General features: G+C 71.3%; 11 protein-coding genes. 4 read left to right on the forward strand and 7 right to left on the reverse strand.

Annotation, left to right across the window (positions count from 1 at the left end; translation table 11 throughout):
- Positions 1-41: 41 nt before the first annotated feature.
- Together C5B97_RS08445 and C5B97_RS08450 are read right to left on the reverse strand one after the other, a co-directional pair.
- The gene (locus tag C5B97_RS08445; protein ID WP_104311666.1) at positions 42-1,928 is read right to left on the reverse strand and encodes an ABC transporter ATP-binding protein; all 1,887 of its coding nucleotides are present in this window, start codon (positions 1,926-1,928) and stop codon (positions 42-44) included.
- Positions 1,925-3,664 carry an ABC transporter ATP-binding protein gene (locus tag C5B97_RS08450; RefSeq protein WP_181026956.1) on the reverse strand — a complete coding sequence of 580 codons (1,740 nt, stop codon included), beginning with the start codon at positions 3,662-3,664 and terminating at the stop codon, positions 1,925-1,927. The genes C5B97_RS08445 and C5B97_RS08450 overlap by 4 nt, the downstream gene beginning before the upstream one ends.
- A 157-nt stretch (positions 3,665-3,821) precedes the next feature.
- On the opposite strand from C5B97_RS08450, the gene C5B97_RS08455 reads away from it, so the two are divergent.
- On the forward strand, positions 3,822-4,166 hold the full coding sequence (locus C5B97_RS08455; RefSeq protein ID WP_146080766.1) for a hypothetical protein: 345 nt from the start codon (positions 3,822-3,824) through the stop codon (positions 4,164-4,166).
- Here C5B97_RS08455 and C5B97_RS08460 read toward each other — a convergent pair.
- The gene (locus C5B97_RS08460) at positions 4,156-5,118 is read right to left on the reverse strand and encodes a zinc-binding dehydrogenase (protein ID WP_104311669.1); all 963 of its coding nucleotides are present in this window, start codon (positions 5,116-5,118) and stop codon (positions 4,156-4,158) included. The genes C5B97_RS08455 and C5B97_RS08460 overlap by 11 nt on opposite strands.
- 163 nt (positions 5,119-5,281) lie before the next feature.
- Here C5B97_RS08460 and C5B97_RS08465 point away from each other — a divergent pair, with 163 nt between their 5' ends.
- Positions 5,282-5,719, forward strand: a complete 438-nt coding sequence (locus C5B97_RS08465; protein ID WP_219819786.1) for a MerR family transcriptional regulator — start codon at positions 5,282-5,284, stop codon at positions 5,717-5,719.
- Positions 5,720-5,755: 36 nt separating this feature from the next.
- On the opposite strand, the gene C5B97_RS08470 is transcribed toward C5B97_RS08465, so the two are convergent.
- The 4 genes from C5B97_RS08470 to C5B97_RS08485 are packed head-to-tail and all read right to left on the reverse strand — an operon-like array spanning position 5,756 to position 10,091.
- On the reverse strand, positions 5,756-7,141 hold the full coding sequence (locus tag C5B97_RS08470) for a glycosyltransferase family 2 protein (protein ID WP_219819787.1): 1,386 nt from the start codon (positions 7,139-7,141) through the stop codon (positions 5,756-5,758).
- Positions 7,138-8,115 carry a hypothetical protein gene (locus tag C5B97_RS18080; RefSeq protein ID WP_211890645.1) on the reverse strand — a complete coding sequence of 326 codons (978 nt, stop codon included), beginning with the start codon at positions 8,113-8,115 and terminating at the stop codon, positions 7,138-7,140. Before C5B97_RS18080 ends, C5B97_RS08470 begins: the two co-directional genes overlap by 4 nt.
- Positions 8,112-9,029, reverse strand: a complete 918-nt coding sequence (locus C5B97_RS08480; RefSeq protein WP_104311672.1) for a WcbI family polysaccharide biosynthesis putative acetyltransferase — start codon at positions 9,027-9,029, stop codon at positions 8,112-8,114. Before C5B97_RS08480 ends, C5B97_RS18080 begins: the two co-directional genes overlap by 4 nt.
- Positions 9,030-9,074: 45 nt before the next feature.
- Positions 9,075-10,091 carry an epimerase gene (locus C5B97_RS08485; RefSeq protein ID WP_104311673.1) on the reverse strand — a complete coding sequence of 339 codons (1,017 nt, stop codon included), beginning with the start codon at positions 10,089-10,091 and terminating at the stop codon, positions 9,075-9,077.
- A gap of 26 nt (positions 10,092-10,117) precedes the next feature.
- On the opposite strand from C5B97_RS08485, the gene C5B97_RS08490 reads away from it, so the two are divergent.
- Both C5B97_RS08490 and C5B97_RS08495 read left to right on the forward strand, forming a co-directional pair.
- A complete protein-coding gene (locus tag C5B97_RS08490; RefSeq protein ID WP_104311674.1) occupies positions 10,118-10,858 on the forward strand; it encodes a TetR/AcrR family transcriptional regulator in 741 nt (246 codons plus the stop codon).
- Complete coding sequence (locus C5B97_RS08495) at positions 10,858-11,574, forward strand: DUF4166 domain-containing protein (RefSeq protein ID WP_104311675.1); 717 nt, start codon at positions 10,858-10,860, stop codon at positions 11,572-11,574. The genes C5B97_RS08490 and C5B97_RS08495 overlap by 1 nt, the downstream gene beginning before the upstream one ends.
- The last annotated feature ends 26 nt before the right edge of the window (positions 11,575-11,600 follow it).

The raw sequence follows: 11,600 nt of genomic DNA on the forward strand, positions 1-11,600 counted from the left end.
CCGGGTAGTGCTCAGCGCTGACCCTCACCGCCGCCCTCCGCCTACGCGCGGTGCGAGGTCCAGGCAGCCCAGAGTTCGCGGTACGGTCCCTCGATCTCGAGCAGCTCGTCGTGCGTTCCATCTTCGACGACCCGGCCGTGCTCCATGACGAGCACCCGCTCGGCGCTGCTCGCCTGCGACAGGTGGTGGGCGATGGTCACGACCGTCCTCCCGGCGAGCGCCCGCCCCGCGGCGGCCTCCAGGTCGCGAGCGTCGGCGGTGTCGGCATCCGCCGTCGCCTCGTCGAGGATCACGATCGGCGCCCGCGTCACGAGCGCACGCGCGAGGGCTAGGCGGTGCGCATCCGTTGCGCTCACCTCTGCGTTGCCCTCGCCGATCATCGTGTCGAGTCCGTCGGTGAAGGTGTGCCGCCAGCGGGGGCCCGCCACCGACTCGAGCGCATCCCGCAGCTCGTCGTCGCTCGCCGACTCCCTCGCGATGAGCAGGTTGTGGCGGAGGGTGCCGGAGAAGACGTGCACGTCCTGGCTCACCATGACGATGCGACTCGCGCGTTCGAGCTCGCTCATCTCTGCCGGATCGAGGCCACCGACGTCAACGTGCCCATCGCGCACCTCGAGGAGGCCCATGAGCACGCGGGCGAGCGTGCTCTTGCCGGCGCCGGACGAACCGACCACGGCAACCCGCTGGCCGGCGGGGATGCGCAGCTCGTCGATCCAGAGCACGACCGGGCGCCCGGGGTAGGCGGCCTCCACGGACTCGAGGGCGATCTCGGGGGCCGGCGGTTCGCCGGCGGCGGCGCTGGCGATCGCCGCGCCCGCGTTCGCGAGGCTCTCCCCGAGGGCAACGCGCACACGCGGCTGCTCGTCCGGTGGGACCGGCGCCAGCTGGATGACACCCGCGACGCGAGCGAGCGAGGCGCCAGCCGACTGCAGGTCGTCGACGAGCATGAGCAGCGAGATGAAGGGGCCGAACAAGGCCTGGAAGAGCAGCGCCGCCGTCGTGACCTCGCCGATCGTCGCGGCACCGGTGAACGCGAGCCACGCCCCGACCAGGAGCACGGAGGTCAGGCCCACCGCCTCCGCCATGTTCATGCGGAACCCGAACCGGCTCTGCACGATGCGGGTGCGCAGCGCCCACCTGAGCACGTTCCAGGAGCGGGTGCGGATGCGCTCCGTGACAGCCCCGCCCCACCCGTAGGCGTGCACGGTCGGGAGGGCCTGGATGGCGGACACCATCTCGCGGGACCGCGAGGCGATGGCGACGCGTTCCGCGGCGTAGAGGCGCGGCGCCTTCCGCAGGTAGCGCCAGAGCGCGAACGCGTGCACCGGAACGACCGTGAGCATGGCGAGCAGGAACAGCGGGTTCAGCACGGCGAGCCCGACGCCCGTCGCGACGACCGCCAGGCCGGCGGACACGACCGCGGGAACGGCGCCCGTCGTGACCTCGCCGACCGTGTCGACGTCGTCGGTTGCCCTCGAGACGAGCTCGCCGTCGGCGACCTCGTCCACCAGCACGGCGGGGAGGGCGAGCGACGCCGCCACGAAGTCCTCCCGGAGCCGTGCCAGCGCCGTCTCCAGGACCGCGGCGAGCGCCATCGACCCGAGCGCTCCGAGCGCCGCGCTGCCAGCAACACCGGCGAGCAGCATGAGGGCGACCTCGACGAGGCTCCGGTCGACACCCGTGACGGCGTCGACGAGGCGCCCGAGCCCCGCTGGGACCAGCAGGGCGGCCGCGGCGGCCGCGCCGAGCAGCACGATCGCGAGCACGAGCATCCACGGGCGCAGCGTCAGGAGGTGCCAGGCGAGGCGCGCGGAGCGCTTCCCCGTTGCGATGGGGAGCCCTGCTGCGATTGGCCGCTCCGAAACCGTGGACTGATCCGGAACGGTCGGGCGGGCCTCGGCCTGCGAGCCCGGGGTGGTGGCGCTCACGCGATCGCCTCCGCGTAGTCGGCGTTGCTCGCGAGCAGCTCATCGTGGGTGCCTTCGGCGGCGAGGGCGCCGTCGCGGACCACCAGCACGCGGTGCGCGCGCACAAGCAGCTGCGGGTTCGAGCACACGACGACCGTGGCCCGGCTCGCGGTGGCGGCGCGCATCCGCTCGCCGATTCGCTGCTCGGTGACGGCGTCGACGGAACCGGTCGGCTCGTGGAGGACGAGCACGGGAGCTGGTGCCGCGAGGGCCCTCGCGAGGGCGAGGCGCTGGCGTTGGCCGCCGGAGAGGGTTCTGCCCGCGCCGCCGAGCGGAGTGCGGATGCCATGGGGGAGCTGGTCGAGGACATCCGTGAACGACGCCGCGTCGAGCGCCTCATGCGCCTCATGGAGCGAACGGGAGGCTGCGCCGATGCCGACGACGTTGGCCGCGACGGTGCCGGGCAGCGTGTGCGCGGCGTGCGGAGGCGCGGTCACCAGCTCGTGGAGGCTGGCGGCGTCGACCTCGGCGAGGGGCAGGCCGTCGACGGTGACGGATCCCTGCGTCGGGTGGATGCGACCGCCGAGCAGCTGCACGAGCTCGGCCGCCTCGTGGGCCTCGGCGACGATGCCGACGGTCTCACCTCGCTCGACGGTGAAGCTCAGGTCGCGCAGGTGCTCGCCGCCGAGCCGGGCGACGGCGAGGGCCGGCTCCGTGCCCTTCGCGCGGCGATCGTCGACGTGCTGCTCGCCGACCCTCTTCGTGTCGACGAGCGCCTCCCTCGCGTACGGGGCCTCCAGCAGCGAGAGCACGCGCTTCGCGGAGGCCCCCGCGCGGGCCCACACCGCTCCGACGTTGACGGCGAGCGCTTCCATCGGGCCCATGACGACCTGCACGACACCCACGACGGTGATCAGCTGGCCGACCGTGATGGCGCCCTGGAACGCGAGGGCCGCGGCGATGACGCCGATCGCGACGACGAAGATGCCGGTCGCCGTGCTCGAGACGGCGACGAACCACGCCTCTGCGCGGCGCGTCGCGATCGCCGCGACGCGGGCGCGTTCGCTGGCCTCGGCATAGCTGCGCGAGGCGCGCCCCGTGGCTCCGAGGGCGGTGAGCGTGCGGAAGCCGGCGATGGCATTCGCCGCCAGCGAGGCGGAGTCTGCGGTGAGCCGCTGCTGGTCTTCGGCCCTCGCACGGAGGTGCCGCCCGAAGCGGTCGAGCAGGAGCAGGAACACGGGGCCGCCGAGGATGACGGCGAGGCCGAGCGGCCAGGCGATGCTGATGAGGACGGCTCCGGCCGCCGCGACCGCCGCCAGTTCGGCGACCGGGTGCACGAAGAGGAGGCCGCCGAACGCAACTCGCTGCACATCCGAGCCGCCGATGCCGAGCAGCTCGCCGGTGGGCCGCTGTCGGTCGCCGAAGCCGCGCGGGTCGAGGGAGCGTTCGCTGACGCGCATGCGCAACTCGTGATGGGCGCGCTGGATGCCGTTGACGAGGAAGTACACGCCGGCCCGGTACGACCAGGCGAGGAGCACGAACACACCGACGAGCACTGCGGCCCAGACCGCGAGCTGCGGGAGGTCGCGGTCGACGATGCCGCGGTCGATGACGAGCCCGACCACGACCGGCACTGCCACCTCGCACAGCTGGTGCGAGACGAACAGGGTGGTCGCGGGCGCCAGCCAGCGCTTCACGCTGAGCGCGGTCTGCACGATGAGACGACGCGGCCCCGTCGTCTGAGCTGCTGCTGGCACGCGGCGGCCTCCTGGCGGCTTCGGTCGGGGCGCTCCGGATGCGCGAAGCCGCAACGAGCGACGCCCGTGGTGAGGGCGACCTTCCTATTTTTCCCTACAATCGCGATTTCCGCCCACTCCCCATGGATGTGTGGGGAAGTCGCGTCAGAATGAGCGCATGAATCCTAGGGATTTCGTGGTGGCGCGGCTCGACGAAGGCGGACTGCCCGACGGTGTGGAGCGCACGTATCGGCGGCTGCTCGCTCTCGCGGGCGAGGCCGTCACCGGCGGGGAGGATGACGACATCGTCGACTGGCTGCTCGGGGCCGATGAAGAAGAGAAGGCCCTCGAGTATCTCTTCGGCGCGGATCCTGCCAGCGAGGGCGAGCGGCTGAGCCTGCAGCTGCTCGTGACGCTCGCGGCGACGTGGGACGAGCATCCGGACTTCGAGGCCAGCTGGCGGAGCAGGCTGCCGGGCGGTGGCGCTGACCGAAGGCAGGGGCCTGGTGCGTTCAGCCCTTGAGGACAAACGCGAGCTTCCCGGTGGTCTCTCCTCTGAGCAGCGGCGCGAGCAGGGCCTCGTGCTCGTCTAAGGACCCCGTTCGCGACAGGTCCACGTGGATGGCACCCCTGGTAACTGCCTCAAGCGCCCAGCGAAGCGACTGGGTGCCGTGGTCCGGGTGCTCGCCCAGCCAGGCGCCGACGTTGAATCCAGCTGTCGTCTTGTTCTGCAGCCAGTGGTCCATCCCGCTCAGGCTCACATCGTCGGCCTGTGACGCGTTGCCGACCCGCACCAGGCGCCCGCCGCTGCGCAGGAGACGGAACGCGGATTCGGTCGCAGCGCCACCCACGGGGTCGATCACGACGTCGTAGGTGGAATCGGGAATTGTGGACACTTCGTCGCGGAGATGAGCATTGTCGTAGCCGAGTGTGCCAGCGACCTGCCGCTTGGCCGCGCTCCCGACCACGGCATCCACGCGGGAAGCGCCCAGCTCACGCGCGATCTGCGCGAACTGCGATCCCAGCCCACCGGCTCCGGCATGGACCAGCACTGACTCGCCGCCTTCGAGCCGGGCGACCTTCGTGAGGGCGAGATGAGCGGTCACCGTGTTGACGGGAACGACAGCGGCGTGCGTGGTCGTCAGCCCGTCGGGTATCGGCGTGACCAGAGCCGGGGTCGCTCGGACGACGTCGGCGAAGCCTCCCGCCCCGGTCAGGAGGGCGGCGACGCGCTGCCCGACCCGGAAGCCAGCCACGCTCTGCCCGAGTTCACGGATCGTGCCGGCGACCTCGAGGCCAGGCACGAATCCTGCTTGCTGAGGCATGTAGCCAGAGGCCCAGAACGCGTCGATGAGGCCGATCCCAGCGGCCTCGACGTCGATGGTGACCTCGTCTGCCTGCGGGTTGGGCACGGGCCTTTCGGTCAGTCGCAAACTGTGGTCGTGGCCAGTTGTCGTGGTGGTGAGGGCTCGCATGGCTTCTCCTTGCTGTCGGGACTGCGCGGTCTGCGCAGTGGCGACCTTAGGAACTGGAGTGCGCTCCAAGGCAAGTCGAGTCGGGGCCATGCTCAGGGCGGCTCTCGCCGGAGCTGCAGCCGAGGTCGCTCGTCGCCGGATCGTGCCGGGTTAGCATCGGCGGATGGACACGGAAGCTCACCTGACGATCACGCAGATGGCGAGCGCAACTGGTTTGAGCGCGGACACGCTCCGGTGGTACGAGCGTGAGGGGATACTGCCGCGCGTCGCCCGCACGGGTGCCGGCCACCGGAGATACGGTCCGCGCGAGCAGGGGTTGGTGCACCTTCTCATCGCACTCCGCGACACCGGTATGAGCACGGCCGGGATGAAGCACTTCGTGGAGCTCCTCGCTGAGGGGGCTGCGAGCCACGGGCGCAGGATCACGTTGCTGCAGGAGGGGCAGGCCCTCTTGGCGGCGCGACGAGCGGAACTTGAGCTGGCGGCATCGGCGTTGGAGAACAAGATCAGTCACTATGAGGGACTGATCGCACGGGGTCTGGACTGCGACGGTGGGCCAGTGAGCGGTGAGGTGCAGAGGTGTCAGGCTGTCCGAGTCTGACGTCTGGGCTGACACCGATGTCTTCCGATTCCTTGCTCAGTCGAGCGAGAGCCACCCGCCGAGGTGGGCGGCCACACTGACGTCGGCGGGAAGCGGGCGAACAGTGTCGTCGGTGACGAGCTCGGTGCGCCAGCCCGCTGACTCGCCCCAGCGTTCCTCGCGTCGCAGCGCGCGTTCGGACCGCACGGTGACGTGCTCGCCGATGCGCACGGCGCCGAGGTCGGAGCTGCCGACTCGGGCGGCAGCGTCCTGAAGGGCGGTCGACCCGACCGCGGGGGACTCCGTTCCTGTCGCAGCCCCGGTCTCTTGGACAGACCGAACAGGGCTGCCGAAGCGCACGGCGGCGTCGACGTCGATGCGCACGCGGCCCCGCGGGATCGGCCCCGAAGCGGACAGGACTCTCGGGTCTGCCGCGAACAAGGGATGCATCTCAGCCGGGACGACGACACTCGCGTGCGGCAGCTGCTCGAGCAGGCTGTCGACGCAGATGAAGGCCGCGCCGTCGCTCGGCGCGGACGCCAGCACCGCGACGACGTCGGCGGCGACCGTGCGGAGGGCGCGCGGACGTGAGCCGACGACGCCGATCTTCTGCGCGAGCAGCAACGTCTCCCCGTTCTTCTGCTCCTGCCGCTTCGCGTCGCCTGAGCTCCGTCCCGCCCAGTCCGGACCGTCGTGCCAGGCCACGGCGAGAGGCTCGTGCGCCAGCACGGCGCCGGCCAGCCAGGCGCGGCTGGCCCAGTCCCAGTCCTCACCGCCGTAGCCCAGGAAGTCCTCGTCGAATCCGCCGGTCTCGTCGAAGAACCACCTCGTGCAGGAGAAGACGGCCCCGATGACGAACCGGTAGGAGCGGTCGTCCGCGTCGAGCAGGTCCCTCGACGCGCGGTAGGCGGAAGCCAGCCAGCTGGGTTCGGTGAGCTCGCGCGCCGGCCCGGCAGTCTCGACGGGAGCATCCACGTCCACCCCGGTGAAGTCGGCGTGCTTGCGGTGGCCCGCGACGACCGCCTCCGGCAGCGACGACGGAAGCGCAGCCATGCGCGCCACGTAGTCGGGCTCGGGGGAGGTGTCGGCGTCCAGGAAGCACAGGATGTCTCCCGTCGCAGCCCGCGCTCCGAGGTTGCGGGCGGAGCCGGCCCGGAACCCGAGGTTCTCCTGCGCCAGCACTCGAACGTCGGCCGGGACCGTCGGGGGCACGCGGGAGCCGTCGTCGACGACGATGACCTCCATGAGCTGCGTCGGATGCGTCTGCCTGGCGAGCGCGGCGATCGTGCGGTCGAGCTCGGCCTGCTGCTCGAAGTGCGCGACGATGACCGACACCGACCTGGCGGATGCGCCGCCGTCAGCGCCGTCCGCATCCGCCAGGTCCCAGCGGTTGCCCGGAACCGTGCGTCCGAACGGCGGGCGGCTCGGGGTGCTGATGGTCACAGCGCCGCCCACCAGCTGAGGTAGGCGCGGGCGATCTCGTCGATGCTCGGGGAGGTCGACGTCCCGTCGTCGAGCCACGTCGACTCGGGCTGCAGGAGCGCGAGCTGCAGCGCCCTTGCGAGCTCGCCAGACCGAACGAGGTGCATGGTCTCTGGCCGGATGGCATCCATCTCGCGGAAGTAGGCGGAGTCCACGGTCAGGGGCCTGCGGCCTGCGGAGAGCCAGTCGGTGAGGGAGCCGGAGGCGGAGACGTGCTGGTGGGCGATGATCGGAACGGCCACGCTGCGGCTGCGTTCGAGGCGCTCCTCGGGCGAGAGGAAGCCGGTGCTCGAGAACTCCACGCCAAGCCCGCCCGCGTACCGCTCCAGGTCCGCGAGCTCCTGCTCGTGTCCGGCCGACGCGCATCCCAGCGCGACGACGCGCGGCCGCCGCTCGCTCGGAATGGCGGCGACCGCGTTGACGACCTCGAGGTGCCCCTTGCCTGGGTAGTAGAAGCCGAGCACGGCGACCTCGTCGGTCGGGAGCCACCCGTCGGGTCGCGGCTGGGGTGGCTGCGCGGGGAGCGGCACGACGTGCACCTGCACGCGGCTCCCGAGAGCGACCTCGAGCAGGCGCTGCTCGTGCGTGCTGTTGACGACGGTACCGGCGGCTGCCGCGACGACTCGGCGATAGCACTCGGTGCGGCGCGGAAAGCCATTCGCTCCGTCAGAGGCCTGCGGCACATCGTGGAGCGTGACGCTGACGGGGCCGCGCGCGGCGAGACGCTCGAACCGCTCAGCCGCCCGCTCGGGCGTGCTACCCCACAGGCGGTCGGTGAAGTGGACGTGCGCGAGCTGCGACGAGACGAGCCCGTGCGCGCTGCGGTAGGTCACGGCGGAGTCGAGCTTCGCGACGGCCGTCGCGACGGCGCGGGCGTACTGGTCGACACCGTGGGTCTCGTCGTCGCGGTGCAGGAGCAGCGGAGGGGCGTTCACGCGGCCCTCAACGTCTCGATCGTCGCGCCGTGTCTCGCGAATCCGGCCGCAACGGCGTCGGGATGCTCGGCGTACCACTCGAGGTGAGCGGCACGGATGCGTTCGCTGTCGATCGGCTCGCCGTCGCGTGTCCACGACTCGGTCGCCTCCGCGTCGAGGCCCCAGGCGTCGATGACCGCCTGCTCGCGCGGCGCGTGGATCGAGTTCAGGATTTCCCGGTCGAGCGTGAGCTCCCGCTCCGGGAGGTCGAGGCGCTCGCGGATGCGCTCCGCGGTCGCGAGCCAGATGGGGTTTCCCGGGTGGTTGATCGTACGAGCCTGCGCAAAGGAGGGGCGGGCGAAGAGCTCGGAGACGCGCACGGTGCCGTGGCGGTCCTCGCGGGCCCGCAGCTGTGCGATCGACTCGGCGCCGACCGCCCTGATCGCATCGCGCGACGGCGACTGGGGCAGCGCATCCAGGCCCGCGGTCTCTGCCAGGATTCGGAGGTCGTGGTAGGGGACCAGGGGAGGCACAAGCGAGGTGTCGGATGGTGGCCGGACGATCGCCTGGAACGGGTACAGCCCCGCGAACCTGATGACGGGGAACAGGGCGGTGCGTGCACCGGCGCGCAGCCTGGTGCTGAGCTGCTTCGTGCCGACGGGCAGCCCCCGGTAGTCGTCGCGCACGGGCTGCGCGACGAGGAAGCTGGCGCGTGCGAGCCACGACTCCAGGTGCGGGAGGTCGGCTGGCTCGAGCTCGTGCACGGGCGGCGTGCGCACGAAGCGCACGTCGTCGCCGAGAGCGAGACGCAGGGACTCAGCCTGGCAGTTGCCGATCGTGAGGCCGATGGGCCGGTCGTCCCCGGCAGGAGACGGGTCGCTTCCGGAGGCGAAGAAGTCTGCGTAGTGCGCGAGGCGTGCGGTGGCGTGCGTCATCGAGGGGAGAGGTCTCCGAACCTGCCGAGGTGGGTGGGGGGCGAGTTATCTTAGCTCCCGCGCGACCTGGCGCAGCGCGGGGTTGAGTTCCGGGTGCACGAAGTGGTAGCCGGCATTCGTGAGCCGCTGCGGTGTCACCCACCTGCTCTTCAGGATGAGCTCGGGCTCGGTGCGCAGCACGGCCATCGCGGGCTCGAGCATCCACCGCCAGGATGGCAGCCCCAACGGGGCGCGCACGACGCGGCGGATGCTCGCCATGAGCGTTCGGTTGTCGCTCGGGTTGGGGCTGCTCACGTTGATGACACCGTCGAGGTCGTCGCGGTCGATGAGGAACCTGACGGCGCCGATGACGTCGTCGACGTGCACCCAGCTGAACTTCTGCCGACCCCGCGTCCGGTACTGCGGGGCACTCCCGTCGCCGCTCGGTGCGGGACCGATGCCTCGGTAGCGCCGGTGGTTCGGGGCCCAGCCGTCGATGTTCGGGCCGCCGAGGCCCAGGCGGGCCAGGGTGAAGAGGGTGCTCGCGGCGGGTCCGTCGCCGAGCACGATGGCCATGCGCAGCGCGACGCGACGCGTCTTCGGGAGGGTGCCCTCGAAGAATGCACGTTCCCAGTTGCGGGCGACGTCGACGGAGAAGCCCTGCCCGAGCTCGCCCTCGGACTCCGTGTTCGGCCGGTCGGTCGCATGGCGGTAGATGGTGGCAGTGGAGGCGTTGAACCACACCCGCGGCGGGTTCGGCACTGCTGCGACCGCGGCCCGCAGCTCGGCCGTCGTCTCCACGCGGGAGCGCAGGATCTCGGCGCGGTTCGCGTCGTTGTAGCGGCAGTTGACGGACTTGCCGGCGAGGTTGATGAGCACCTCGGCACCGTCGATGGCGCGCTGGATGGCGTCTGCGTCGCCCCAGCGCACGGCCTCGCGCCTGCCGATGCGGACGACCTCCCAGCCGCGGCTCTCGAAGTCGTCCTCCAGCGCTCGGCCGACAAATCCGCTCGCTCCCGCGATGACGACGCGGAGCGCGTCGGGGCGCTCTGCCCCGTGACTGGCGTGGTTGTGCTGTTCCATGAGGCCGAGTGTAGTACTTTCTGAACATGTTCAGTTTTGAATCCGGTGGCAGCGCCGACTCGGGCGGTTCCGTCGACAAGGCACCCCGAGAAGAGCGAGGACCAGCGGTGCCGTCCACCAAGAGAGAGCGCACCCGGGCGCTCATCCGCGACGTCGCCCTCCGCTCCTTCCGCGAGCGCGGCTACGACGCGACGACGATCCGTCGCATCGCAGAAGAGGCCGGGGTGTCAGTCGGCACCACCAACTACCACTTCGCGACCAAGAACCACCTCGTGCAGGAGCTGTACCTGGACGTGCAGGAATCGCACGCAGACGCCGCGATCCCGCAGCTGGAGGGCGTCCGCGAGCTCACCGAGCGCCTCGCCATCGTCTACCGCACCGGCCTGGAGCAGCTCGAGCCCTACCACCCGCACGCGCCGGAGTTCCTCGCTGCCGCAGTGTCGCCGAGGTCGCCCATCAACCCGCTCTCCGAGGAGTCCGCGCCCGCGCTCGCGGTGATCCGCGGCCTCTTCGAGCGCGCCGTCGACGACGCGAAGTCCCCGCTGCCCGACGAGTTCAAGACCGGCCTCCCGCAGGTTCTGGTGCTGAGCCACCTGCTGCTGGCGCTCCTCTGGGTCTACGACTCATCGCCGGGGCGGGAGCGCACGCACCGCATCCTCGACCGCGCCCTCAACCTGCTGCGCATGACGCTGCCGCTCACGCGCATCCCCGTCGTTCGGGCGCCGCTGCGGGAGCTGCTCGCGCTCGCTGGGGAGGTGCGCGCCTGATGGCGCGCTCCGTGTTCGGACCCGGAGCGGCCTCGTGCGGACGCAACGCGGTCGACGAGCGCTGCACCCAGCCGCTGCAGTCGGTCTACGAGCAGGCCCTCGGGTCGCAGATCGAACTCCTCCACCCGCAGCTCCGCCGCTACTTCGGCCTCATACCCGCCGGGCACGAGGGCCGGGGTCGTGGGGTCTACTCGTGGGCGGGCCCCCGCCACACGGTGCTGCGGCCGGTGTTCGCCTGGCTCGCCTGGCGGCACGTCCTGTTCCCGGAGCGCGGGCGCAGCGTTCCCTTCACGATCCGCAACCGACCGGAGGACGATGGTGCCCTCTCCGCCAGGCGTGAGTTCGCGTTCCCGCTCGTCACGCGCGTCATGGAGGACACGATGAGGGCCATCCCAGTGCCGGGCGGGAGGCCGCGGCTCGTCGACCGGCTCGGTCGCCGACGCGGCCTCGAGGTCGAGCTCGAGGTCCGAGTGCACGAGGGCGGTGTGCGGATGCGCTCGACGCGCCTGTGGCTCCGGATGCGGGTCCCGGGCGCAGTCGCGGTCCTTCGCGTGCCACTGCCTCGCGTCGTCACCATGACGCTCGACGAGCGGGCGCATCCTGACGGCGACGGTCGCCAATGCGTTGACGTGCGCCTGCGGTCGCCGATCATCGGCGACGTGTTCCGCTACGTCGGCGAATTCGCGTACGACGTCGTGACCGTCAGCGAGCCCTGACATGACCGGCGGATTCTCGGGCACGA

Origin of the sequence: Pseudoclavibacter sp. RFBB5, from assembly GCF_002931555.1 — a bacterium.
Classification (GTDB): Bacteria; Actinomycetota; Actinomycetes; order Actinomycetales; family Microbacteriaceae; genus Pseudoclavibacter.

What these genes read in the sequence shown, in the direction of transcription:
- C5B97_RS08455 (WP_146080766.1), top strand. Translation starts at nt 3,822, where the DNA reads ATGAATCCTAGGGATTTCGTGGTGGCGCGGCTCGACGAAGGCGGACTG.
- C5B97_RS08460 (WP_104311669.1), bottom strand. Translation starts at nt 5,118, where the DNA reads ATGCGAGCCCTCACCACCACGACAACTGGCCACGACCACAGTTTGCGA.
- C5B97_RS08465 (WP_219819786.1), top strand. Translation starts at nt 5,282, where the DNA reads ATGGACACGGAAGCTCACCTGACGATCACGCAGATGGCGAGCGCAACT.
- C5B97_RS08480 (WP_104311672.1), bottom strand. Translation starts at nt 9,029, where the DNA reads ATGACGCACGCCACCGCACGCCTCGCGCACTACGCAGACTTCTTCGCC.
- C5B97_RS08485 (WP_104311673.1), bottom strand. Translation starts at nt 10,091, where the DNA reads ATGGAACAGCACAACCACGCCAGTCACGGGGCAGAGCGCCCCGACGCG.
- C5B97_RS08490 (WP_104311674.1), top strand. Translation starts at nt 10,118, where the DNA reads ATGTTCAGTTTTGAATCCGGTGGCAGCGCCGACTCGGGCGGTTCCGTC.
- C5B97_RS08495 (WP_104311675.1), top strand. Translation starts at nt 10,858, where the DNA reads ATGGCGCGCTCCGTGTTCGGACCCGGAGCGGCCTCGTGCGGACGCAAC.